Here is a 25575-nt window from a genome sequence, read left to right as displayed (position 1 = left end):
AGGAAATCCGACAATATGAACCAATTGTAAAGGAATTGTTACAAATTCCTATTTTTTCTTTACACAAACTACACAAATCGAGATAATGGCAAAGGTCAATAAAATGATTGATATTAAGGAGCTGTAAACATTGAATTATCAAGAAATGCTATTTCAATTTTTCGGAGGATTGGGGATCTTCTTATTCGGAATTAAATATATGGGAGATGGCCTGCAAAACTCTGCAGGAGACCGATTAAGGGACATACTTGATAAACTGACGACAAATCCTTTTATGGGAGTTTTAGCAGGGATATTTGTAACGGTACTGCTGCAAACCAGTTCTGGCACCACTGTTTTGACAGTCGGTCTTGTTAATGCAGGATTTATGACACTTCGCCAAGCTATTGGAGTTATTATGGGGGCGAACATCGGTACCACCGTTACGTCTTTCATCATTGGTATTGATATTGGTGAATATGCACTTCCTATCATCGCAGTGGGTGCCATTCTAATCTTTTTCTTTAAAAATCCAAAGTACACATACTTCGGTCAAATAGCATTCGGTTTTGGTGCATTGTTCCTAGGGCTTGAACTAATGGGGGATGGCATGAAGCCGCTTCGCAGTCTGCAAGCATTTCAGGATTTGACTGTTTCAATGAGTGACAATCCTGTTCTTGGTGTTGTTATTGGTACTTTATTTACTGTAATTGTTCAATCATCAAGTGCAACAATTGGGATTTTACAAGAACTTTATTCTCAGAATATGATCGATTTAAGAGCTGCTTTACCTGTTTTATTTGGTGATAACATCGGTACTACAATTACTGCGATCCTTGCAGCTATTGGAACAACAGTTGCAGCTAGACGTGCAGCGCTAACACACGTTATCTTCAACCTGCTCGGAACAGTTATTTTCTTAATTCTGCTTGTTCCATTCAGACATTATATTGAATTTTTATCAACAAAACTAAACTTAGAACCAGCGATGCAAATTGCATTTGCCCACGGTACTTTTAACTTTACAAATGTATTTATACAGTTCTGGTTCATTGGGTTCCTTGCATTCATCGTTACGAAAATCATTAAAGGTGAAGATGTATTAATTGAATATAAAGCAAAGCATCTAGATGAAATCGTACTTGAATCCTCACCAGCAATGGCGATCAGACAAGCTAAACAGGAAATTATCCGAATGGCTAACTATTCACAAGCTGGATTGAAAGAAGCCATTTCTTATTTAAATGAAAAAGATAAAAAGAATTCTGATTTAGCTCTTCAATATGAAGAAGCAATCAATAATCTTGACCGTCAAATCACATCTTATCTTGTGAAATTGTCGACTCATCCATTAACGCCTCAAGAATCAAACGAGCACTCAATGCTTCTTGATACGTCTCGAGACATCGAACGTATCGGTGATCATATGGAAAACATAATTGAACTTGTGGATTATCAATTGCGTAATAATGTGCGTCTCACTGATACGGCTAAACAGGATCTAGACGAGATGTTTACTTTAACTGTCTCTACTGTTGATAAAGCAGTAAAAGCATTAGAAGAAAGCAATGTTGAACTTGCAAAAGAAGTTCTTGGTATGGAAGACAAAATTGATAAGATGGAGCGTACACTCCGTAAACAGCATATTATGCGTATGAACGAAGGCGCATGTGATGGTAATGCCGGGATCGTATTTGTTGATATTGTAAGTAACCTTGAAAGAATAGGTGACCACGCAGTTAACATTGCAGAAGCGGTATTAGAGAAGTAAAATGAAACCCAGAAGAGTTTTTCTTCTGGGTTTTGTATTGGATTATTTTTGAAAGGTGATAGTTATTATGGAAACAGTTTATTGGGTCTTAATAGCGGCTGTATTTGTTATCAGTTTTATAGCACTGATCTACCCGATCCTACCTGGTGTATTATTTTTAGCAGCTGGATTTTTAATTTATGGATTCGCTTTTTCTTTCGAAACCTTTTCTCCTTTATTTATTACCGTTCAACTTTTATTATTTATAAGTTTATTTGTTGTTGATTACATTGGTAATGCTTATGCCATAAAGAAAAAAGGCGGATCGAAAGCAGCACTATGGGGAAGTACAATCGGCCTTATTGCAGGTCCATTTGTAATTCCAGTTGCCGGAATATTAATTGGTCCTTTTTTAGGGGCTGTCCTTGGTGAACTGATATTTCATAAAAAAGGAATTAAATCCGCCGCATCGATAGGGATCGGAACGGTACTTGCTTTTGTTGGAACAACAATTGTTAAGGTATTTACTCAGGCATTAATGATTGGCTATTTTTATTATCAAGTTTTATAAACAGCCTTGCTTAATGCTTGGTTGCATGCTATATTATTTTTGTTCTAAAGAAAGTACATGTGTTCGTTTGATTAACTTTGAAAATGTTATTGACATAAGATAAGGCATCATGCTATAGTAGTTCTTGTCCTTAATTATTGTTAAGACATTATTCCACAGTAGCTCAGTGGTAGAGCTATCGGCTGTTAACCGATCGGTCGTAGGTTCGAGTCCTACCTGTGGAGCCATTTTGGCGGTGTAGCTCAGCTGGCTAGAGCGTACGGTTCATACCCGTGAGGTCGTGGGTTCGACTCCCTCCGCCGCTACCAAAATGTTTTTCACGATGGCGGTCGTGGCGAAGTGGTTAACGCATCGGATTGTGGTTCCGACATTCGGGGGTTCGATTCCCCTCGTCCGCCCCATTTCTTACTTACATAACTTTATATTTCATGGACCCTTAGCTCAGTTGGTCAGAGCGGTCGGCTCATAACCGATTGGTCGTAGGTTCGAGTCCTACAGGGTCCACCAAATCGAGGAGGTATACCCAAGTCCGGCTGAAGGGATCGGTCTTGAAAACCGACAGGGGTGTAAAAGCCCGCGGGGGTTCGAATCCCTCTACCTCCTCCATAAATGTGGCTCGATAGCTACGAGCGTCACAGCACGAATTAGCTGCGAGTTGTCTCGACGGATACACAAAAAGAATATCGTGTAGAGGAAGAGACACAGTAATTAAATAAAACCAAAAATTTGGTTTTAAAATTTTTGGCTCGATAGCTCAGTCGGTAGAGCAGAGGACTGAAAATCCTCGTGTCGGCGGTTCGATTCCGTCTCGAGCCACCATAACTATACATATCAAAAACCTTACGCATATTGTAAGGTTTTTTTGTATTTGAAAAGGGTAGGATGCTTAAGAATTGAAAGTTTAGACTAAATTTGATAAGGTAAAATTGTTAAATCACTTTTTAAACAAGTAAGTTGATTAAATGGTTTCACTTTTCAAGATTACCTTGAAAATGAAAATAAAAACACTACATATTATAAGGAGGAAATGAACATGGCTAAATTTGAACTGCCTGCATTACCTTATGAATCAAGCGCACTTGAACCGCATATTGACAAAGAAACAATGGAGATCCACCACGGTCGTCACCACAAAACATATGTTGACAACCTAAATGCTGCACTTGAGGGGCAAGCTGAGTTTGAAAATAAGTCTTTAGAAGATCTTCTTTCAAATCTTGATTCACTTCCGCAAAACATTCAAAACGCTGTTAGAAATAATGGTGGGGGACATGCAAACCACAGTCTGTTCTGGGAAGTAATCGCACCAGGCGGAGCTAACTCTCCATCAGGTGAACTTGCTGATAAAATCAATAGCAAGTTTGGAAGCCTTGAAGCGTTTAAAGAAGAATTCGCAAACGCTGGCAAAACAAGATTTGGATCAGGTTGGGCTTGGTTAGTAGTAAACAATGGTGAACTTGAAGTTACAAGCACACCAAACCAAGATACTCCTATTATGGAAGGGAAAACGCCAATCCTTGGATTGGATGTTTGGGAGCACGCTTATTATTTAAAATATCAAAACAAGCGTCCTGATTACATTGCTGCATTCTGGAACGTTGTAAACTGGGATGAAGTTGAAAAGCGTTACAACGAAGCAAAGTAATTCTAATAAAAGCTGCTGGCATGCCAGTGGCTTTTTATTATGCCTTTTTCATGTATCTCATAATTCTTTGCCAATTTTATTAATAAATCATCAAGAAGTAAATTGCTGTCACCGAATGAAACATCAGATTTAATCACAAAAAGATTTTTAGCATAATAAAACCAAACGCAATCTCCGTTCTCACCTAAATATTCCTCATTTTCACCATTAAATATATGATCAGTCATCATTGCTTTTATCTCAGCCGTTTCATCTGTAAATATCCAATATTCAAACATATTTATGTCTCCTTATACAATAAAAACCAATTAAATAAAAAGTGAATAGCCCCTTGATTCTTGAAAGACACTAACGACGATATGTAAAGGGGCGAAAAACATGATATGGAATAAATTCATGGGAAACGACCAATACCCTAAAGATCTTTTTTTTCTGTTATTTGTTGGAGGTTTATTTACGTTAAGCACCGCTTTATCTAATACATTTGTTAATATTTTTTTGTGGAAGCAATCTGGAGAACTTTCTGATATAGCGATTTATAACCTTACCATTGTAATTATGCAGCCGATTGCTTTCTATTTGGCAGGCTGGGTTGCTAAAAAGATTGACCGGGTTGTCGTGTTAAGAATAGGTGTTGTTATCCTTGCACTGTTTTATATAGGTGTACTTTTTATGGGTTCAATGGCAAGTAATTTCTTGATTGCTTTAGGTGCAATGCTTGGGTTTGGGTTAGGGTTCTATTGGCTGGCTTTCAATGTACTTACATTAGAAGTTACTGAACCAGAGACTCGGGATTTTTTTAATGGATATCTAGGTGTGTTAAATTCATTCTCCGGTATGATCGGTCCATTGAGTGCGGGATTTATTATTACAAGGATGGACAAACATTTAGGATATGAAACCATTTTTACTATTTCGATGATCTTGTTCTTGATTGCTGTAGTAATCAGTTTCTTTTTAAAAAGAAGAAAAGCGGATGGTCATTTTGGATTAAAGGAAGTATTTCGAGAGAGAAAAGAAAATAGAGCATGGTTTCAACTTCTGAACGCTCATTTTTTTCAAGGTTTGCGTGAAGGAACGTTTATCTTCCTGATTGTGATCTGGGTCTATACAGCATCCAAGAGTGAATTTGCACTTGGAACATTCGGATTTGTTCAGTCAGTTGTTTCTTTTATCGGATACTATATTGTTTCTCATTACTTAAAGCCATGGCATAGAAAAAAAGGAATATTTGCAGGCGGCTTATTATTGTTTATCTCTCCATTTATGCTTCTGATACCCATATCATTCACTCTGTTAATTGTTTACGGTATCTCTGTATCCATTGCATACCCACTGCTTTTGGTTCCTTATGTCTCTTTAACATACGACATTATCGGAAAATGCCGGGGTATATACGACAAAAGAATCGAGTACATTGTTGTTCGCGAATTTTTCCTTAATGCCGGGAGAATCGTATCCATTCTTACATTTCTGATTGTGATAAATCTCCTCTCAGAAGAGCAGGGGATTCCGTTATTATTGCCAATACTTGGTGCGGGACATTTCCTTATTTATTTTTGCTTAAGAAATGTATCTGTACCACCCAGTCAGGCTGAACAGACGATAGAGCTTGCAGAATCACAACAAGACGGAAACAATCCTAATAAACAATAATTAACTTTTGACATACGAACCAATCTAAGGATACTATTGTTATGTAAAGATAATAACCGGTTTGATTTAGGCACCTTTATTAAAGGTGTCTCTGCTGTTTTAAAGGGAGATTTACAATATTATGAAAACAAAATCGAATAAAAAGAAAAATCATGTACCGATTCGAATGAACGCGCTCTTTTTGTCGGTGTTTTTTCTCTTTTCAGTCCTTGTACTCAGGTTAGGCTACATACAGATTGTAAAAGGAGAAGAGTATAAACGAAACGCCTATTTGACTGAAAATGTAACAACTAAGCTGGATGCTCCTCGTGGAAAGATGTTTGATGCTAATTATCGTGTTGTTGTTGATAACGACCCTGTTTTCTCGATTACTTATACGAGAACTCGTGAAGCTGATGCAGAACAAAGACACCAGATTGCAAAAAAACTGGCGGATCTAATAGAAAAAGATTCAGAAGAATTAACGGAACGCGATAAAAAAGATTATTTTATTTTCTTGAATGAGAAGGAAGTAAAAGAAAGAATTACAGCTTCTGAAGAAAAAAATACGCCGCCTGAAGAGCTATATGATTTAATGCTAGAAAAGGTTACCCAGAAAGATATTAAATCACTAAGCGAACAGCAGCTTGAGGTGCTTGCGATAAAAAGTGAGATGGATCGCGGATATACACTTTCCCCGCAGCGTATAAAAATCGGAGCAACAAAAAAAGAAATTGCCTTGATAAGTGAACACTTGCCTGAATTAGAGGGTGTTGATATCAAACCGGATGCAGAACGGTCTTATCCATTTAAAGATTCCTTCCGTGATATTTTTGGTCAGGTAAAACAAATACCTAAATCAAGAATGGATTATTACACATCACGAGGAAATGACCGTAATGATATGGTTGGTACTAGTTTCTTAGAGGAACAATACGAATCAGTCCTCCGGGGTACGAAAACAAAGATTAAATATGTTACGGATAAAGTTGGAAACCCAGTTGGTGATCCTGTAGAAGAAGATGGTGCAAGGGGAAGCGACCTTGTATTAACAGTAGATATGAATCTTCAGATGAAAGTTGAAAAGGTAATTGAAGAAAAATTAAAAGATGCTATTCGTGGGAAGTATGCCTATGATAATAACCAGTTAAAAAATGCTTATGTAGTCATGATGGATCCAAATACTGGAGAAATCATATCAATGGCTGGAAAAGAGTACAATCGGAAGACTGGCAAATTTAAAGATATTCCATTTGGCAACATCTATCACTCATATGCAATGGGGTCAACTGTTAAAGGGGCAACTGTTCTGACAGGTCTTCATGAAGGAGTTATCTCTCCTAATACGATTATTAATGATGCACCGCTAAAATTTGGTGACGGAAGACTTCTAAAATCCCATGCAAACATGGGACCTGTGGATGCTGTTGAGGCATTGGAAGGTTCTTCAAACATTTATATGTGGCATATTGCAATGCGACTTTCAGGATATGATTATGCGAATAAACGATTTAATGATCATAAAGTTAAAGAAGCATTTGAAATTCTAAGAAACTCATACAGCCAATTTGGTCTTGGTGTACCTACTGGGATTGACTTACCTTCTGAAGCAACAGGGTACAATACAGGTGTAAGCAGTGCGCTTTCTCAAGCGATGTTTTTCTCTATTGGACAGTTTGATACGTATACTCCAATGCAAATGGCTCAATATGTTTCTACAATTGCAAACGGGGGCTTAAGAATGCAGCCTCATTTATTAAAAGAGATCAGAGAACCTTCAGCAAATCCAAATAAATTAGGTAAACTTCTTTACCGCTTTGAACCTAATGTTATGAATAAGATTGAAATGAAACAGAGTGACATTAAAGTTGTTCAAAAAGGATTTTACGAAGTTATGCATGGAAGTAATGGGACAGCATCTTGGACCTTTAAAGATAAAGAATATAATCCTGCTGGAAAGACAGGAACAGCAGAAGTTGATAAGGAAACAGGATTAGTTAATAAAACCCTGATCGGCTATGCACCATATGAAAATCCAGAAGTTGCGTTTGCCGTAGTTATTCCAAATATTCGGGAAGGCTATACAAACAATGAAATAGGTGAAGGAATACTTGATGCCTATTTTTCATTGAAAAAGGAAGGAATCCCTGCAAACCTAGATGCAGAACAAAAAGAACAAAAGAAAGAATCACGCTGATCTGCGTGATTCTTTTTTTGTATAGTTTTAATCAATGGGTAAAAGAATAGGGATATATTCGTTGAAATCATCGTCTTAACAATTTCTTTACAATCCATTAAAACCTAATTAATAATCTAAGTTTATTGTAGTAAGTGTAAGAGAGAAACAAGCTTTAAGGGATTCATGCCCCGGGGTATCTTCTCGAACATGAAAAAAATGAAAATTACATTTAGGGGGACCTATCAAGATGAAGAAAATGAAGTCTGTGTACCTTTTGGCAGTAATGTCACTAATTCTTGTTTTCGCTGCAGCATGCGGAAATAAAAGTGAAGATGGAGCTGCTGGCGGCGGAGATCTAAGCGGAAAAATCAAAATTGATGGATCATCCACAGTATTCCCAATCATGGAAGCTGTTTCTGAAGAGTTTCAAGCTGCTAATCCTGATGTGCAAGCACCAGTTGGAGTTTCTGGTTCTGGCGGAGGATTTGAAAAGTTTGTACGTGGAGAACTAGATCTTTCAAACGCTTCTCGTCCGATAAAAGAAGAAGAAAAAACAGCAGCTAAGGAAAAAGGAATTGAATTTACAGAGTTCGAACTTGCAAAAGACGGTTTATCTGTAGTTGTAAGTAAAGATAACGATTTTATTGATCACTTAACTGTAGAAGAGCTTCGAAAAATGTGGTTAGAAGATGGAAAAGTTAAGACTTGGAAAGACATTCGTCCTGAATGGCCAGCTGAAAAAATCGAGTTCTTCAGCCCTGGAACTGATTCTGGTACTTATGATTATTGGAATGAAGTAATTCTTGAAGAAAAACCAATGCGTCGTGATGCTCAGCTTTCTGAAGATGACAACGTACTTGTACAAGGAGTAACTGGTTCAGAAAATGCAATTGGTTTCTTCGGATATGCTTACTACCAAGCGAACAAAGATAAATTAAAAGCTGTACCAATCGATGGAGGCAATGGTCCTGTAGAACCAACTGCTGAAACGATTGAATCTGGTGAATACGCTCCACTATCTCGTCCGTTGTTTACTTATACAAACAATAAGTCAGTAAAAGACAACGAAGCTGTATATGAGTACATGAAGTTTGCTCTTGAAAATGCTGGTGAGCTTGCCTCATCTGACACAATCGGATATGTATCACTTCCAAAAGAAAAATATGAAGAGCAACTTAAAAAGCTGGACGAATTAGCAGGTAAGTAATATCTTTTATGGAATAACTTAAAAAAGATATAAAGGGTGAGGAGTAAATCTCCTCACCTTTAACCTGTTTAGTATTGTCGATTTATAGGAGGTCTTGTTGGTGTCAAGAGATAAAACAAACCAAAAATCTATTCGCGATATGATTCAGGAGAACAAATCTTCTAATAATCAATCTGCGGTAATGGAAAAGGTAGTCCCCAAAATATTTTTAATTTGTGCGGTAATATCTATTTTTACAACTATTGGTATCGTTTTTACACTTTTAACAGAAACTTTTACATTTTTTAACCGAATCTCAATAGTTGAATTTTTCACGAATACACGTTGGTTCCCTTTCACTTCGGATGAAAATGCTGATTTTGGGATTCTTGCACTTGTTATGGGTACTCTAACAGTTACTGCAATTGCAATGATTGTTGCGATTCCAGTAGGACTTGCTGCAGCGATTTATTTAAGTGAATATGCTTCAGCAAAGACAAGAAAATTTATTAAACCCATTTTAGAAGTATTAGCAGGTATACCTACAATAGTATACGGATTTTTTGCCCTCACGTTTGTTACACCGTTATTAGATAAGATTATTCCTGGGGGTATCTCCATATTTAATGCACTAAGTCCGGGTATTGTTGTAGGGATTATGATTATCCCTATGATCGCATCATTATCAGAGGATGCGATGAATGCTGTACCAAACTCAATGCGTGAAGGAGCTATGGCTCTTGGAGCAACTCGATTTGAGGTTGCCATGAAAGTAGTGCTTCCTGCTGCATTATCAGGTGTAATTGCATCATTCGTATTAGGAATTTCCCGTGCGATTGGTGAAACAATGATCGTTACTATTGCAGGGGGATCAAGACCTACAGCAGATATTAATGTAACAGAATCAATTCAGACGATGACTGCTTATATCGTACAGGTCAGTCAAGGAGATACTGGCTATGGAACGACGATTTACTACAGTATCTATGCAGTTGGTATGACATTGTTTGTATTTACTCTAATCATGAATTTGCTTGCTCAGTTTATTTCCCGCAAGTTTAGGGAGGAATATTAATGGGTTTAATTAATAAAGAGTCAGTTAAGAAAAAGATGGGGAGCAGAGTTGCTGCCAACGGTTTCGCGAAGTTTCTTTTTATTCTGGCAACGAGTTTTTCTCTGATTGTTCTAGGTGTACTTATTTATAGAATACTAGTTGAAGGATTGCCGTATTTAAGTTTAGATTTTATTACAAATTTTGCTTCGAGAATGCCGGAACGTGCAGGTATATGGGCTGCACTTGTAGGAACCATATGGATAATGGCTGTTACAGCTCCTGTTTCCTTTATACTAGGTGTAGGTACAGCGATTTATCTAGAGGAATATGCAAAGAAAAATGCTTTTACAAAGTTTGTTCAAGTTAATATTGCCAACTTAGCTGGTGTACCGTCTATTGTCTTCGGATTATTAGGACTGACAATTTTCGTCCGCTTGGCTGGACTGGGTTCAAGTGTACTTGCTGGCGGATTGACAATGAGTTTATTAATTCTTCCTGTAATCGTTGTTGCTTCACAAGAAGCGATTCGTACCGTTCCAAGAGAAATAAGAGAAGCTTCATTCGGAATGGGAGCAACTAAATGGCAAACAATCAGAAGAATAGTATTTCCAGCGGCTCTTCCTGGTATTCTTACAGGTACTATTTTAGCGTTGTCACGCGCAGTCGGGGAAACAGCTCCTTTATTAGTACTTGGGGCATTAGCATATGTCGCGTTTGTACCAGAAAATTTACTTTCGCAGTTTACAGTGCTTCCGATACAGCTTTATAACTGGACAAGCAGACCACAAGAGGATTTTCACATGCTGGCAGCAAGTGGAATCATTATTCTTTTGATCATTTTACTAATAATGAATTCGATCGCTGTTTATATCCGCAACAAATTTCATAAGCGTTTTTAACTGAGAGAGGGAGGCTAAAATCATGGATATTACAATTAATAACCAATTGGTACAAAAAGGAAAAGAAAAGCAGGATGAGTTTACACCTGTTTTTAATATAAATAATTTAAACTTATGGTACGGGCAAGACCATGCATTAAAAGATATTAAATTCGATATACCTGAAAAGCAGGTTACAGCAATTATTGGGCCTTCTGGCTGCGGTAAATCCACATTTATTAAAACATTGAACAGAATGGTTGAAATGGTACCAATCGTTCGTATGTCAGGAGAAATTGTTTACAGAGAAAAAAATATCTTTGATCCGAAGTACGGGGTTGAAGAACTTCGTACACAAGTAGGTATGGTGTTTCAAAAGCCAAATCCGTTCCCAAAATCCATCTATGATAATGTAGCTTATGGACCGCGTATCCATGGTATCAAAAATAAAAAAGTTTTAGACGAAGTAGTTGAAAAAAGCTTAAGAGGTGCGGCCATCTGGGACGAAGTCAAAGACCGTTTAAACGAGAATGCCTATGGATTGTCCGGCGGTCAGCAGCAGCGTTTGTGTATTGCGCGCTGTCTTGCGATCGAACCAGACGTTATTTTAATGGATGAACCTACATCCGCTCTAGATCCAATCTCTACATTAAAAGTTGAAGAACTTGTTCAGGAATTGAAAAAGGATTATAGCATTGTTATCGTTACACATAACATGCAGCAAGCGGCTCGTATATCAGATCGCACTGCATTCTTCCTAAATGGGGAAGTTGTAGAGTACACAGATACAAGCACATTGTTCTCAAATCCTTCTGATAAACGAACAGAAGATTATATTACCGGACGTTTTGGCTAAAAAAGAGAATAGGAGTGGGATAAATGGTTGTTCGTGAAAATTTTCAGCTTCAATTAGAAGAAATGAAACAAGCTATTATTCAGATATCAAAACTTACAGAGGAAGCGCTCCTTCAGTCGGTAGAAGCGTTAAAAACTCAAGATTTAGACAAAGCTCTTGAAGTTATTGAAAATGATAACCGAATCAATGTCTTAGAAGATGAGATCAATGATATGGCAATTCTTTTAATTGCCAAACAAGCACCTGTAGCGTCAGATCTGCGAAGAATTATTGCAGCTATCAAGATTTCGTCTGATATTGAAAGAATGGCTGATTTTGCAGTGAATATTGCTAAATCAACGATTCGTATTGGAAAGCAGGAGCTTATTAAACCACTTGAAGAACTTCCAAAAATGGCTCAACATGCCATTCACATGCTCACAACTGCTACAAAAGCATATGTGGAAGAAGACGTTTCTCTTGCAAAAGAACTTGCTGATCTTGATGATTATGTTGACGAGAAATACGGAAAAATTATTAAAGAACTTCTCGAGTTAATGACCAAAAATCCTGATCACCTTTCGCAGATCAGCCAATTGTTGTTCGTGTGCAGATACATCGAACGTACAGCTGACCATGCAACGAACATTGCGGAAAGCATTATTTTCTTAGTTAAAGGGAAAAGATACGGATTAAACGATTAAAAAAAGAGAGCAGGCGTGATAAGCGCCTGCTCTTTTTATGTAAGAATTTATTTAAGAACTTGTAATTTCTTTAGCTATTTCATCAAAGCTCATGTTGCTGTTCACTTGATGAGATTCTGCTCTGACAGCACCTTCCAGGTTATTGGATCGTAAGTACTTTAAAAACTCTCCGCTGTCTTTAATGATGTTCCCTTTTTGAAGAAGGTCGCACACTTCCCCAGTACTCATACCTTGTGTGATCGTCAAAGTCATTTGAAAGACTTTCTCTTCTTCTTTTTCCGGTTCAGCCTTGGCTTCTTCTTTTGCAGGTGCTGCTGCAGCACTTTCAGCTTCTGTTAAAGAAGTATATTCCTCTTTTGAAATTGCCAACTCGCCTTTTTCAGAAAGATATTGTTCCACTGATTCATCCGTCAATACAGTACTCTGCTCTGTATCGGCTGTGTAATATACACCAGCTAATATTCCAGTAGAAATAATAATACCAGCTGAAAATCCGCGAAGGTTTTTACTCGTCATACTAATTTCCCCTCACAAATTTAGTTCTTATCATTAATCATCATTTCATCTTCAAGAACTTTAAGTTTCTTTTTAATTTGATAAATTTCTTTCATTAACTGAATCGTAAAATTTTCAAGCTGTGTTTCAACTGAGTTTTCACGATTTCTTCGAAAGGAAAGAATCAAAAGAATAATACCTACCAGCAATAGTCCAAAAATTGCAAACTCCATAATATCCTCCCTGTAAATAAAGCTATACCCTTTACTTTTATAACATAGTATTTATTTGTGGTATAGGTTTTTTCACAAAAGTTTACACAAAATACAACATTTCGACTATTTTCTTGCACTTACGATTATTGGATTTCCAAAAAGAAGGAAAAAGTTAAGGTTGTTTGTATTTTTTTGTCTGAATTTCAGAATAATCTGATTAAGCAACCGGTTACAAAATCTTTACATAAACTGTAATCACAAGCAGGTAGTGGGACCGCCATTTTTCGACTTTTTTAACACATTGTACATAAAAATATCTAGTGATACGATTATTAAAAATCAGAGAATAAGTACAAGTTTTCTGGAATAATTGATTAAGATGAGGTGATAAACTTGATCGAAGATATTGTGAAGTTAAAGGAAAGAGGACTTACTTTACAGGAAATAGCCGAACAAATGAACATGTCTATCGGCAAAGTTCAGTACCGCTGGAATAAATACCGGCAGCAGCAATCACCGCCCTCAGAAATCTTTGCTCCACCAGTAGAAATTAAAAAAGATAAGTGGTCAATGCCTTATGAATATAAGGAAGCTAATGCTTGTCTGATCCCCCACACACATGAAAGCTTGTATGTTTACTGGAGTTTCTCAAACTCTATCAAGAACATGGCAGAACATCATTTCCGCACAAAGTGGGAAGAACTCCCGAACGTTTTAAAACTTTATGATGTTACAGATATCATCTTTTATGGTCATAACGCACACAGAACATTTGAAGTGGACCTTCCTCCAATGACTAACAACTGGTTTATTCATTGTTTAGAACCTGACAGAACATATATTGCAGATATAGGAACTCGTACTTTTGATGGCAGCTTTTTTACGTTGCTTCGTTCTAATCCAGCTGAAACCAGTGCAGCTGAAATGAGTGATACTTACGATGAAAAGTTAGAACGATGGAAACACCAGGAAGTTACTCAGCCTGAGTGGCTTGAGAATTTTTCGACTTATTCATACTATCAAAAAATCAGATAGGAGAGTACACGATGTCTAACGGGTATTTCGCATTAGTTTTGCACGCTCACCTTCCTTATGTGAGACATAAAGAAGCAAATCGATTAGAGGAAAGATGGGTTTTTGAGGCACTGACTGAGACATATATCCCGTTATTATGGGTTCTCGAAGAACAGCCTGAATCTTTATCCTGGACCTTATCTTTTTCCCCTCCACTACTTGAACTGCTGAATGATCCAGTCATTCAAAAAAGATATTTAGAACATCTCGACCTAACATTAAAACTTATCAAAAAAGAAAAAAATCATTCCAAAATCAAACACGAAAAAGAGGTTATCGCTTTTTACGAAGACCGGTTTAAAAAGATCATGCAAACGTACCAGCAGTATGATTGCCAAATGATAAAAGCTTTTAAAACGTATAGGGATGAAGGGAAAATCACTTGTATTACGTCTGCTGCGACACATGCTTTTCTCCCATATGTTCAAACAGAACAAGGATTAAAAGCACAGATACTTGCAGGTATAAATACGTACGAAAGATATTTTGGTGAAAAGCCTACTGGATTTTGGCTTCCGGAATGTGCTTACTCGCCTGGAATAGATAAAGTTTTAGCCGATGCAGGAATCCGCTATACATTTGTAGATGAGCAAACCGTTTTAAAAAGCAAACCCCTTCCACGTAAAGGGATCGGTGCACCCGTTTATTCGCCTCATGGAGTAGCGTTATTCCCGCGAAATCAATTTATTTCAGAAACGATATGGAACTCCTCAGTCGGATATCCGGGTGACAACGATTATCGAGAGTTTTACCGTGATGTTGCTTATGAGCGGGATTATGAATATATTAAAGGATTTATCCACCCTGAAGGGATTCGGATAGACTCCTCCTTGAAATATTGGCGTATTACAGGTGATACCGAGAAAAAAGACTGGTACAACAGAGTACGAGCCGTGGAAAAAGTTAAACTGCATTCCTTTGATTTCAATAATCGCATCGATGAATATTTACATAACAACGAACAATCTTATCCTCCTCAACTAATAACAGCACCTTTTGATGCAGAACTCTTTGGACATTGGTGGTTTGAAGGACCAGAATTTTTAAAGCAAGCCATGGTGGTTTCAAGTGAACAAAACATTAGCTGGATAACACCTCAAGAATTCCTATACAGACATTATCAAGACCTCGAAACCGTCAGACCTGCCTTTTCTACATGGGGCAAAAATGGAACAGGCGAAGTGTGGTTAAATGAAACAAATGCATGGATGTATCGTCACTTGCATTATTGTGAAAAGAAATTAGTTGAACTAGCAGCCAATCTCTCAAAAGAAAAAGTAAACATTGTGATTGAACGGTATGCAAACCAAATGGTAAGAGAATGGATGCTTGCTGCAAGTTCAGACTGGGCGTTTATCGTTGAGGGGAATAGTGCTGCCCATTATGCAAAAGAAAGATTTCAAGAACATATTGAAAGATTTCATGCTTTACGACTGTCCATTCAAAACGGCAGTTTTAACGTTAACGAAATTTCAGATTATGAAAACGAATACCCATTTATCCCAATGGATTTATGGCCATTGTTTAAAAACCAGCATGATCTTTACGTAGAAAATCAGTATAAGAAACAACAAACTAAGGGGAAGAAAATTTTAATACTTTCTTGGGAATTTCCACCGATGGTAGTAGGCGGGCTCTCAAGACATGTTTTTGATCTTTCGCGAAAATTAATAGATTTAGGTCATGAAGTATACGTTTTAACTTCATCAGTTGAGGGTTACCCGGATTATGAAATCAATAATGGCGTACATGTTTACAGAATTGCAGGAAAGCAGCCAGCATTTGATTCTTTTTTCCACTGGACCGGCAGCTTGAATTTTGCAATGGCAGATTATGCTGCTGAACTATCAAAAAAGATACATTTTGATTGTATTCATGCCCATGATTGGCTCGTATCAGTTGCTGCATTAGCTATAAAAAGTGAATTGAATATTCCTTTGATTACAACGATCCATGCAACTGAGCATGGCAGAAATAATGGAATTACCTCCCCGCTTCAATATGAGATCAATCAAAAAGAGTGGGAACTCATGGATGGTTCTGATTCTTTAATCGTTTGCAGTACGTACATGAAACAAGAACTCGTGGAAGTGTTTCAAATACCAGAAGATAAAATCACAATTCTGCCAAATGGAATTGACCCTGATCAGCTTGTGATCAAATCACAGAAAAATATGGACTATCACAATCGTCCGCATAACGAACTCTTATTATTTTCTGTAGGAAGAATCGTAAAAGAAAAGGGCTTTCAGACTATTATTGAAGCTGCAGAGATCTTAAGAAACAAAGGACTTCAAGTTAAATTTGTTATAGCAGGCAAGGGTCCATTACTGGATGAGCTTAGAGAAATGGTTAAACAGAAACAATTAGATAACTATGTATACTTAGCTGGTTTTGTGAGTGATGAAGAGAGAAACGAGTGGTTTGCAAAAGCCGATGCTGCTTTATTTCCAAGTCACTATGAGCCATTTGGAATTGTTGCTTTGGAAGGAATGGCGTCAGGGAAACTAACAATCGTCTCAGATACGGGTGGATTGAAAGAAATAATAGATCATGAGACAACGGGTCTGAAAGTCTATCCTAATGATCCGCATAGTATCGTTTGGGCAGTGGAGTATATGCTTGCTAATCGTGAACACTGCAAAGAAATGGCTAGAAAAGGAGAAGAAACAGCTAAAACTGTGTTTAGCTGGGATTCAATTGCAGAAAGAACGGCTGATCTATACAACAAAATTCACAATAAAACAGCGAAAGTAGGAGGAATGGTGTAATGAAAGGTGTAATCATGGCTGGCGGAAAAGGAACTCGCTTAAGACCTCTTACATGCAACTTGCCAAAACCGATGGTGCCCATGCTTCACAAACCAGTTATGGAATATGGCATCGAGTTATTAAAAAAGTATGGAATAACTGATATTGCTGTTACAGTTCACTATCTTCCTGATGCTATCAAGAATTATTTTGGTGATGGCCGTGATTTTGGTGTAAATCTTCATTATTTTGTTGAAGACACTCCTCTGGGTACTGCGGGGTCGATTAAAAATGCTGAGGAGTTTTTAGATGAGCGGTTTATTGTGATAAGCGGTGATGCTTTGACTGATTTTAACCTTGAAAAAGGCATCCGTTTTCATGAAGAAAAAGAATCTCTTGCAACCATCTTTATGAAACAAGTGGAATCACCTCTCGAATATGGTGTTATCATGACAAACCAGGAAGGAAAGATTATCCGATTCTTAGAAAAGCCAAGCTGGAATGAGGTCTTCAGCGATACCGTAAATACGGGGATCTATGTGCTCGATCCTGAAGTTTTTCAATTTATCGAAAAGGATGTACCTGTAGATTTCAGTAAAGATCTTTTTCCTTTATTAATGAAAGAAAATGAAAATTTGTTCGGATATCAGGCTGAAGGATACTGGTCTGACATCGGAAGTCTACAGCAATACCGGCAGTCTCACTATGATATGCTAAACGGACTTGTCAATCTTCCTATTGCAGGCATGGAGCATGAACCAGGCATCTGGATCGGCGAAAACGTTTTTATTGAAGAAGGAGCAAAGATTGAGGGTCCAGTAAGTATTGCAGATGGAGCTGTGATCCGAAAGGGAGCTCACGTTGGTAAATTATCCGTTGTCGGAAAGAACAGTGTTGTGAGTTCTGGAAGCTCTTTAAAAAAGACTGTACTATGGAATGATGTTTTTGTAGGTGATCAATGCGAGCTGAGAGGTGCAACGATTGCAAATGGAACAAAAGTTGAGAAAGATGCTTCTGTTTTTGAGCATGCAGTAGTCGGTAATCATTGTACGATCGGGAGAAATGCAACGTTAAAACCAGATGTGAAAATTTGGCCGGAAAAAGAAATCTTCGAAGAAGCCCTTGTTCATACATCAATCGTTTGGGGGAAAAAAGCAACGAAATCGTTGTTTGGCTCCCGGGGCGTTTCAGGCATAGCTAATGTTGAAATCACTCCTGATTACATCGCGAGGCTAGCTTCTGCATACGGAGCGGTTCTTCCGTACGGTTCTCAAATTCTGATCGCAAGTGATTCACATGATTTTTCTGTGATGATCAAGCAATCCTTCATACAAGGACTTCATTCTTCAGGTGTGCATACAGTTGATATTAGCCCGACGGTTGCACCAGTTGTCAGATTTTCGATTGAAGAAGAACGGTTGGAAGGCGGGGTTTATGTCCGTTTCTCAAACCGTACAGGCGAAAAACAATTAATGGTTGAGTTTTATGATAAGAAAGGCTTGCCGATTCATTCTGATCTTGAAAGAAAGATTGAAAATGCTTATTGGCAGGAAGATTATAGACGTGCATCGTTTGACCGGATCGGAAAAGGCGCGGTTCAGACAAACAAGCATGAAGATTATATCTCTGCGCTGCTCGAAGAGATTCAGGAAAAAAGAATACAAGAGGCAAAATTCAGAGTAGTCGTTAACTACAATCATCAGCCATATTTAAATTTTATCCCGAATTTATACAATCGTCTTAACTGTGAAATTCTTACGGCCCCTTATCAGACAAAGCCTGAAGAGATGGCTTCATTTGTAAGAGTAACGAACGCAAATATCGGAGTTCTAATCGGTGAGGCAGGGGAAACGCTTCGGCTTATTACAGAAACAGGCGAAGTTTTAGATGAAGAAACAATGCTTGCTCTTTATGTGTTCACGGCATTTTCACAAGGTAAGCAAAAAGAGATGGCTATCCCTGTATATGGTTCTTCTGCATTAGATTCGATCGCAGAACGATTAAAAGGTAAGCTGATTCGTACCAAAGCTAATCCGCGCTCTATTATGGAGGTTGGGGAAGGAGTACTTAATTATCAATACGATGCACAATACGCATTTGTTCATATTCTGGAAGTGATGGCGATGCAGCAAATAACACTATCGGAACTGGTTAAAATGCTTCCAGATGTTCATATACTGAGAGAATATGTTCCTTGTCCGAAAGATAAAAAAGGACGTGTGATGCGCAGATTAATGGAAGATATTCGGGATAATAATGTAGAACTGCTTGATGGAATAAAAGTTTTCCATCCTGAAGGCGGCTGGACACTTATATTACCTGATGTAGAACAACCTGTTTTTACGGTCTATTCTCAAAATACAAACCCTGAACAAGCGAAGCAGGCTGCATCACAGTATATCGAAAAAATACAGTTGTATCAGCAGGTGTAAATATGCCAAGACACTTAGTTTTAGGTAATGGAAATTTACTAATCAACTTAGACCAGTTTTTGCAGATCAGAGACATCTACTTTCCCTATGTTGGTCAGCAAAATCATGTTCAAGGGCATGTAAACCGATTAGGAGCCAGTATAAATGGCTCCTTTTCTTGGCTTTCTTCAAAAGAATGGGTGATAGAACCTGGTTATCACACTGATTCGTTAGTCACTCAATCTTTTGCCAGAAATAAAAATGAAGGCGTTTGCCTTAAGATAGAAGACGCCGTGCACCAGCGCGAGAATATGTTTATGCGACGTATAAGCATCATAAATGAAACGGACGAGGAAAAAAGTATAAAGCTGTTCTTTCATCAGGATCTTTCTATTTATGAAACTGAAGTTGGTGATACGGCTTATTATGATCCACATAAATCTGTCATTATCCATTATAAAAAGAATCGGTATTTTTTATTTCATGCTTCTTTTGATGGGAAAGGGATTGATGAATACACGACGGGGATTAAGCGCTTCTTAAGTGCTGAAGGGACATGGAAAGATGCTGAAGACGGTCATCTTCATGTGAATCCAATCGCACAAGGATCTGTTGACAGTACCTTTTCGGTCACGGGAGTTGTTCCTCCGCATGAAACAAGAAGTGTCTATTATTCATTGACAGTGGGGAAAAGCAGGGAAGAAGTATATTCTTTGTTTGATTATCTGATGGAAATTGGTCCATCGTTAACTCTTGATAAAATAGATGTTTATTGGAGAAGATGGGTTAATAAAACGAAGATTAATCCTTGCAACTTATCTGATGAGCTGCTTGATCTTTACAACCGGAGCCTTCTAATTGTAAGGACACAGACGAATGAGAACGGCTATATTATTGCTGCAAATGACTCAGATATCCAACATTATAATCGGGATCATTACAGCTATATGTGGCCGAGAGACGGTGCATTAATTGCTGCAGCCGTTGCAAAAGCCGGTTTTCATGGAATGGTGAAAAATTTTTACCGTCGCTGCGCAGATGTTTTAACGAAAGAAGGTTATCTCCACCACAAATATAACCCTGACGGTTCGATTGGATCTTCCTGGCATCCGATGATTGATAAAGATGGAACGAGCCAGCTGCCTATACAGGAAGATGAAACGGCACTTGTATTATGGGCATTCTGGGAGCATTATAAAGAAACAGGCGATATTGAATTTGCACAGTCGCTTTACCGTTCCCTTGTGCGGCCGAGTGCCAGATTTTTGCTTCAATACATGCATGAAGAACTCGACCTTCCGCTGCCATCTTATGATCTCTGGGAGGAGCGAAGGGGCATATTTACGTTTACCGCTAGCAGTGTATATGGCGGTTTAATGGCCGCTTATTCATTCGCCACGCTTTTTGGAGAAGATGATCGGGCGGAACGTTATAGAAACGGCGCTGAACGTATAAAAGCAGGGATGGAAAAACATCTTTATGACGAAGGTGCAGGCAGGTTTATCAGGGGGATCTACTTATTAGACGATAACGCCTATAAAAAAGATTTTACGATGGAATCCAGCATGTTTGCTCTTTTTGCGTTCGGTGTATTTGCAGCAGATGATGAAAGGGTAATACGCACGATGCAGCATATGGAAGAGGAATTATGCATCAAAACGAATGTTGGAGGAATAGCAAGGTATACGAATGACTATTATTTTCAGCAAACACACGAAGTTGCAAGCGTTCCGGGAAATCCTTGGCTGATCTGCACGCTTTGGGTTGCAAAATGGTATATTCAAAGTGCCAAATCAATGATTGACTTAGAACGACCTCATGAAATTTTACGGTGGGTTCAGCAGCACAGTTTTTCAACGGGTGTTTTGCCGGAACAGCTCCATCCTTATACGGGTGAAGCATTATCCGTTGCTCCTTTAACTTGGTCCCATGCTACTTATCTCGATGTTTTAAAAGAGTATACGGCTGTGTATCAGAAACTTTCGCAAAACTCTCTTGCTCGTTAGTTAAGAATTTGTTATCATGTTAAAGTATGGTTTAATAGAGAATAATGACTGTTAGTAACCATTAATATGTACTTTGGTAAAGATGTGGAGGGAAACAACAATGCGTGTAAACATTACTTTAGCTTGTACTGAAACTGGTGATCGTAACTACATCACTACTAAAAACAAGCGTACAAATCCAGACCGTTTAGAGCTTAAAAAATACAGCCCGCGTTTAAAGAAATACACAGTTCACCGTGAAACGAAGTAATTTCACATAAGAACGCCTGACTCCCATAAATATGAGGAATCAGGCGTTTTTTCATATATACATATTTTTTTAACCTGATCAATGATCTGCTTATTTTTTTGTGCCAAATAACTCACATGCTATGATGAACGTATAAACTTCAATATCACGAGGTGTTTGAAATGACTAAAACTGAATGGCGAAAGAGGATAAAACAATTATTAATTTCAATGGATGAAAACAACCGAAGAATGAAGAGCGAAAAAATAGCAGCACTTTTATTCAAAACAGAACAGTGGCAAAAATCAAGATGTATTGGAATTACAGTTTCAAGAAATTTTGAACTAGACACTTCACTTATTATTAAAAAGGCATGGGATGAAGGGAAAACGGTCTCGGTTCCAAAGTGCTATTCTGCTGATAAAAAAATGGAGTTCAGAGAAATGAAATCCCATGATGATCTTGAGAATGTATATATGGATCTTTACGAACCCATTCTTGAAAAAACGAAATTAATATCAAAAGACCAAATTGACCTACTTATAGTACCAGGTTTGATTTTTGATAAGAAGGGATACAGAATTGGATACGGAGGCGGCTATTATGACCGCTTTTTACAGGGTTATCAAGGTTCAACCGTATCTATTGCGTTTGAGTTTCAAACTGCAGAGGAATTGCCGCATGAAGATTTTGATATTCCAGTAGATAAAATTATGACTGAAAATGGAAATTTCATTTAAAATGGGAGCGGTAATCATTACGGGAATTGCCTTAATCTGTATACTTTCCGTTATTTACAGGTTCCTTTCCATAAATGGGAGTATAGCAGCTTTTTTTACAGGCGCAGTTATCTGTTACTCATTTCAATGGCAAGGGTTGATTGTATTAGGTTTTTTCTTTCTGACTTCCTCTCTTCTGACGAAATGGAAGAAAGAAAGGAAACAAGACCGTAATGCTTCTTCCGAAGAAAAGAACGGCCGTACTGCAGGTCAAGTTTTTGCAAACGGAGGCGTTGCGCTCCTTGCTGCAATAGGTGATATTTGGTCTGCAGATTCGATCTGGCTAATCATGTTTTGCGCAGCATTCGCAGCCGCTACAGCCGATACGTGGGCATCTGAGTTGGGGATTCTTTCAAGATCAAAACCATTTCATTTAAAAGAATGGAAAAAAGTTGAGCCAGGTCTTTCGGGTGCTGTTTCATTCTTTGGAACATCAGCTGCCATATTAGGAGCAGGATTAATAGGCGCAAGTTATTATTTTCTTTACCCTGCTGCATCCATTCCTGTAACCATTATTATTATCTTTTCTGGTTTTATGGGTAACTTTGCAGATACACTTTTTGGGGCATGGTTTGAGCAGAAGTATTATTGTCATATTTGTAAAACAGAGACTGAGAGCAAATGGCATTGTAAAAACAAAACCGAAAAGATATTCGGTTTGTTTTGGGTGACTAATAATGTTGTAAATTTTAGTTCAACAGCCGTTGGTGCGTTAATTGCAGGAGGATTATACATATGGGTAATAAACTGAATTGTTCAGGGATAATTTTGGCGGGTGGAGAATCCAGACGTTTTGGAAGTCCTAAAGCACTTGCGGAATTTGAAGGCAAAACATTTATTGAACACTCAATTGAAACATTAGCATCCTTTACAGATGAAATTTTAATTGTCACTCGAGAAGAGTTAAAAAAACCTTTAACGAAATTTAGCTCCCATCAAGTACGTATACTAACGGATGCAGATCGATATAAAGGTAAAGGGCCATTAGCGGGAATTTATACAGGGATGATAAACAATAAATCAGAATACTATTTAGTTTCGCCGTGTGATATGCCTTTAATGAATAGCAACATGTATGTCAAATGGCTAGAGGCTGCTCAAAAAAACAACTTTGATTGTGTTATTCCAGTTTTAAACGGCAAGATATATCCGTTAAATGGAGTCTATAAAATAACATGTATGGCTGATATCATTTCTTGTTTGCGTAGTGATGTTTACAAGGTGCTTAAGCTCGTAGAAAGAAAAAAAACAAAATACATGAAAGTTTGCAGAGATGAAGAACCCTATTTTAAAAATGTGAATACACCTAATGAGCTGATCGGTATTAAGGAGGCAGATTGCCCAAGACATGTATAATGAATTTTTTTGCCCGACTTGTTTACGAATAAAATAGCCTCTAAACACAGAAAGTATAAGCAAGGAGGTTTTAAATATGAAAGGATTTATGATTAAAGGATTTCTGATATTCCTTGCTGTCATACTGGGCTATCGAATGCGTTATCGTTTATTAAACATGGCGTTAGGCCAATCGTTTATCAGACGTTTTGTAGTGGGAAGCGCGATGTCATTCCCGGGAATGCGTTCTAAAATGATGGATGAACTAATCTGACATGAGCGTTCTACAAAGAAAAGCTTTCTATTTTGATCTAGACAATACGTTGTTCGATTATGAAGCCTCCTTTAAGCAGGCTTCTTTATTTGCTTTTAAAGCTGTAATTTCTCCTCTTTTAATACAGCCTGTTAACCCTGAATTATGGTATAAGGGATATAAAAAATATTGTGATTTGTATTGGACGGAATATGAAAATGGTTTATTAACACGTCAGGAATATCAAACAAAACGACTTTTTTCTTCATTAATATTAATGAAAATACAATCGTTTGATAACGTTCTAGTGAGTAATTACCAAAAACAATGTGAAGAAAAAATTCCATCCTTTGTAAAACCATTTCCCTGGATAAAAGGTATAGTTGAATCATTATACAAAAATGGTCATGATGTTGGAATTATCTCCAATGGAGGATCTACGCTGCAAAGAAAGAAGCTTAAAATGCTGGGAATACCCTTCCCGCATGAAAGAATTTATATTTCATCAGAAATTTCCTTAGCAAAACCAAATACTGATATATTTAAATACGTTCAAAGACGGTGCAGCAGTAGTGCATTTTACTATATTGGCGATTCATTAAGCTTTGATATAAAGCCGGCAGTAATGGCAGGATGGACAGGGATTTGGTGGAATCCTACCAAACATATGCCGCCTAGTATAGGTGGAAACATATATAGCTGCTCTTCAAGTGAGGAGTTAAGGAATGTACTTATGAAATGTATTGAATAAGCTGTATGTTTTCTCCTGTAGATGTTTGAAAGAGAACAAATAAGTGTGTTTTATCTTTGCTTAATAAAATGAATGGCATGGAGCTTCCTATTGGGCTTACTTTTTGCCCAGATTTCGTTGTAATGTTTATAAAATAATTTTTATAAAGTCCTTCCCAAAGCTTTCCGATAATTTCCTGACTTTTTTGTTGATCAAATCCAGGCAAGGCTTTTTCATTGTAGCCAGTCAGTGATTGAAGCGAAATAATGTGGAAGTTATCCCGGTTTATCTGATAATAATTTGTAAGCTGATTTAATGCGTTTTGAAGGTATTGGTTTGTTTCCTGGTCCAGTGCGTTTTTCAGGCGCCGCTCTGCCGCACTCTTAGGAGTTTTAATACCTGAAAAATAACTATTTATTTTTAAAGTATAGAGTAAGTCGTTACTCATCTTTTGTACGGACCGGTACTTTTCTTCATTTATATGAATTTCGCCTTGATGATAAGTAATAGTCTCCCATAGAGCCGGCTTATTTCCTTTTATATTTTTCTCCAAATCAATCTCTTTTGCAGAAGTCTTCCATTCCGTCATTTTATTTGTAAGTTTACCGTTTTCATAAATCATAGCGATGTCTTGTCTTAAATAAACACTTTCAGAAGACTCGGATTCAACTTCCCACTCCAATTCGTAGCTTGAAGGTGTTCCCTTGTTAAAAGTGAGGGATGTATTTGCTTCTGTAAATGAAAAAGAATTGTCTATCGGGAAAAACGTTATACTTTCCCGGGCTTCTTTTTTAATAAACGGCTGGTAGATGATACCTATTACAAGTATAATTATCAATATATAGATTGAAATTTTCCACTTCATTTCACTGTGCCTCCTCT

Annotated in this window: 24 protein-coding genes and 6 tRNA genes; 26 read left to right on the top strand and 4 right to left on the bottom strand. The window is 37.6% G+C overall.

Going from position 1 to position 25575, the window contains the following annotated elements; genetic code table 11:
- The first annotated feature begins 145 nt into the window (after window positions 1–145).
- From M3196_RS03420 to M3196_RS03380, 9 genes are all read left to right on the top strand, one after another.
- Entirely contained in the window at window positions 146–1750 is a 1605-nt protein-coding gene (locus tag M3196_RS03420) for a Na/Pi cotransporter family protein (protein ID WP_251321715.1), read from the top strand.
- A gap of 67 nt (window positions 1751–1817) precedes the next feature.
- On the top strand, window positions 1818–2300 hold the full coding sequence (locus M3196_RS03415) for a DUF456 domain-containing protein (protein WP_251320840.1): 483 nt from the start codon (window positions 1818–1820) through the stop codon (window positions 2298–2300).
- A gap of 152 nt (window positions 2301–2452) precedes the next feature.
- Window positions 2453–2527: transfer RNA gene (locus M3196_RS03410), tRNA-Asn, on the top strand.
- Window positions 2528–2531: 4 nt separating this feature from the next.
- Window positions 2532–2608: transfer RNA gene (locus M3196_RS03405), tRNA-Met, on the top strand.
- 17 nt (window positions 2609–2625) lie between these two features.
- Window positions 2626–2701 (top strand) — tRNA-His (locus M3196_RS03400).
- Between the two features lie 29 nt (window positions 2702–2730).
- Window positions 2731–2807 (top strand) — tRNA-Ile (locus M3196_RS03395).
- A gap of 6 nt (window positions 2808–2813) precedes the next feature.
- Window positions 2814–2906, top strand: a tRNA-Ser gene (locus M3196_RS03390).
- A 137-nt stretch (window positions 2907–3043) separates the two neighbouring features.
- Window positions 3044–3119 (top strand) — tRNA-Phe (locus M3196_RS03385).
- Between the two features lie 214 nt (window positions 3120–3333).
- Window positions 3334–3945, top strand: coding sequence for a superoxide dismutase (locus tag M3196_RS03380; protein WP_251320839.1), 612 nt, complete (start codon window positions 3334–3336; stop codon window positions 3943–3945).
- Window positions 3946–3947: 2 nt separating this feature from the next.
- Here M3196_RS03380 and M3196_RS03375 read toward each other — a convergent pair whose 3' ends face one another.
- Window positions 3948–4223, bottom strand: coding sequence for a hypothetical protein (locus M3196_RS03375; protein ID WP_251320838.1), 276 nt, complete (start codon window positions 4221–4223; stop codon window positions 3948–3950).
- Window positions 4224–4323: 100 nt separating this feature from the next.
- Here M3196_RS03375 and M3196_RS03370 point away from each other — a divergent pair, with 100 nt between their 5' ends.
- The 7 genes from M3196_RS03370 to phoU all read left to right on the top strand — a co-directional run bounded on the left by M3196_RS03370 (window position 4324) and on the right by phoU (window position 12416).
- Complete coding sequence (locus tag M3196_RS03370) at window positions 4324–5601, top strand: MFS transporter (RefSeq protein ID WP_251320837.1); 1278 nt, start codon at window positions 4324–4326, stop codon at window positions 5599–5601.
- Between the two features lie 121 nt (window positions 5602–5722).
- Window positions 5723–7777, top strand: a complete 2055-nt coding sequence (locus M3196_RS03365; protein ID WP_251320836.1) for a penicillin-binding transpeptidase domain-containing protein — start codon at window positions 5723–5725, stop codon at window positions 7775–7777.
- Window positions 7778–8006: 229 nt separating this feature from the next.
- A complete protein-coding gene (locus tag M3196_RS03360) occupies window positions 8007–8966 on the top strand; it encodes a PstS family phosphate ABC transporter substrate-binding protein (protein WP_251320835.1) in 960 nt (319 codons plus the stop codon).
- 97 nt (window positions 8967–9063) lie between these two features.
- Window positions 9064–10020 carry a phosphate ABC transporter permease subunit PstC gene (gene pstC, locus M3196_RS03355; RefSeq protein ID WP_425310971.1) on the top strand — a complete coding sequence of 319 codons (957 nt, stop codon included), beginning with the start codon at window positions 9064–9066 and terminating at the stop codon, window positions 10018–10020.
- Entirely contained in the window at window positions 10020–10898 is an 879-nt protein-coding gene (pstA, locus tag M3196_RS03350) for a phosphate ABC transporter permease PstA (protein WP_251320834.1), read from the top strand. The genes pstC and pstA overlap by 1 nt, the downstream gene beginning before the upstream one ends.
- 46 nt (window positions 10899–10944) lie before the next feature.
- Complete coding sequence (gene pstB / locus M3196_RS03345) at window positions 10945–11733, top strand: phosphate ABC transporter ATP-binding protein PstB (protein ID WP_425310984.1); 789 nt, start codon at window positions 10945–10947, stop codon at window positions 11731–11733.
- A gap of 23 nt (window positions 11734–11756) precedes the next feature.
- Window positions 11757–12416: a phosphate signaling complex protein PhoU gene (gene phoU / locus M3196_RS03340; RefSeq protein WP_251320832.1), complete on the top strand. Its 660-nt coding sequence runs from the start codon at window positions 11757–11759 to the stop codon at window positions 12414–12416.
- Between the two features lie 51 nt (window positions 12417–12467).
- Here phoU and M3196_RS03335 read toward each other — a convergent pair whose 3' ends face one another.
- Together M3196_RS03335 and M3196_RS03330 are read right to left on the bottom strand one after the other, a co-directional pair.
- Window positions 12468–12932 carry a hypothetical protein gene (locus M3196_RS03335; protein WP_251320831.1) on the bottom strand — a complete coding sequence of 155 codons (465 nt, stop codon included), beginning with the start codon at window positions 12930–12932 and terminating at the stop codon, window positions 12468–12470.
- A 20-nt stretch (window positions 12933–12952) separates the two neighbouring features.
- Window positions 12953–13144 carry a hypothetical protein gene (locus tag M3196_RS03330; protein WP_251320830.1) on the bottom strand — a complete coding sequence of 64 codons (192 nt, stop codon included), beginning with the start codon at window positions 13142–13144 and terminating at the stop codon, window positions 12953–12955.
- A gap of 375 nt (window positions 13145–13519) precedes the next feature.
- Here M3196_RS03330 and M3196_RS03325 point away from each other — a divergent pair, with 375 nt between their 5' ends.
- From M3196_RS03325 to M3196_RS03280, 10 genes are all read left to right on the top strand, one after another.
- Window positions 13520–14161: a DUF4912 domain-containing protein gene (locus M3196_RS03325; RefSeq protein WP_251320829.1), complete on the top strand. Its 642-nt coding sequence runs from the start codon at window positions 13520–13522 to the stop codon at window positions 14159–14161.
- Window positions 14162–14172: 11 nt separating this feature from the next.
- Window positions 14173–16971 carry a 1,4-alpha-glucan branching protein domain-containing protein gene (locus tag M3196_RS03320; RefSeq protein ID WP_251320828.1) on the top strand — a complete coding sequence of 933 codons (2799 nt, stop codon included), beginning with the start codon at window positions 14173–14175 and terminating at the stop codon, window positions 16969–16971.
- Window positions 16971–19382 (top strand): sugar phosphate nucleotidyltransferase, encoded by a 2412-nt coding sequence (locus M3196_RS03315; RefSeq protein ID WP_251320827.1) that lies wholly within the window; start codon window positions 16971–16973, stop codon window positions 19380–19382. The genes M3196_RS03320 and M3196_RS03315 overlap by 1 nt, the downstream gene beginning before the upstream one ends.
- A 2-nt stretch (window positions 19383–19384) precedes the next feature.
- A complete protein-coding gene (locus tag M3196_RS03310; protein ID WP_251320826.1) occupies window positions 19385–21367 on the top strand; it encodes a glycoside hydrolase family 15 protein in 1983 nt (660 codons plus the stop codon).
- Window positions 21368–21467: 100 nt separating this feature from the next.
- Window positions 21468–21617 (top strand): 50S ribosomal protein L33, encoded by a 150-nt coding sequence (gene rpmG, locus M3196_RS03305; protein WP_066242361.1) that lies wholly within the window; start codon window positions 21468–21470, stop codon window positions 21615–21617.
- 161 nt (window positions 21618–21778) lie between these two features.
- Window positions 21779–22336, top strand: coding sequence for a 5-formyltetrahydrofolate cyclo-ligase (locus M3196_RS03300; RefSeq protein WP_251320825.1), 558 nt, complete (start codon window positions 21779–21781; stop codon window positions 22334–22336).
- 1 nt (window position 22337) lies between these two features.
- Window positions 22338–23126 carry a DUF92 domain-containing protein gene (locus M3196_RS03295; RefSeq protein ID WP_251320824.1) on the top strand — a complete coding sequence of 263 codons (789 nt, stop codon included), beginning with the start codon at window positions 22338–22340 and terminating at the stop codon, window positions 23124–23126.
- Entirely contained in the window at window positions 23111–23731 is a 621-nt protein-coding gene (locus tag M3196_RS03290) for a molybdenum cofactor guanylyltransferase (RefSeq protein ID WP_251320823.1), read from the top strand. The genes M3196_RS03295 and M3196_RS03290 overlap by 16 nt, the downstream gene beginning before the upstream one ends.
- Before the next feature lie 76 nt (window positions 23732–23807).
- Entirely contained in the window at window positions 23808–23984 is a 177-nt protein-coding gene (locus M3196_RS03285) for a hypothetical protein (RefSeq protein WP_251320822.1), read from the top strand.
- Window position 23985: 1 nt separating this feature from the next.
- Entirely contained in the window at window positions 23986–24714 is a 729-nt protein-coding gene (locus tag M3196_RS03280) for an HAD family hydrolase (RefSeq protein ID WP_251320821.1), read from the top strand.
- Here the strand turns inward: M3196_RS03280 and M3196_RS03275 are convergent.
- Window positions 24695–25558: a hypothetical protein gene (locus tag M3196_RS03275; RefSeq protein WP_251320820.1), complete on the bottom strand. Its 864-nt coding sequence runs from the start codon at window positions 25556–25558 to the stop codon at window positions 24695–24697. The genes M3196_RS03280 and M3196_RS03275 overlap by 20 nt on opposite strands.
- Window positions 25559–25575 lie beyond the last annotated feature (17 nt).

This window comes from Fictibacillus nanhaiensis, from assembly GCF_023715445.1.
Lineage (GTDB): Bacteria > Bacillota > Bacilli > Bacillales > Fictibacillaceae > Fictibacillus > Fictibacillus nanhaiensis_D.
This window is presented reverse-complemented; position numbering and strand designations above follow the sequence as displayed.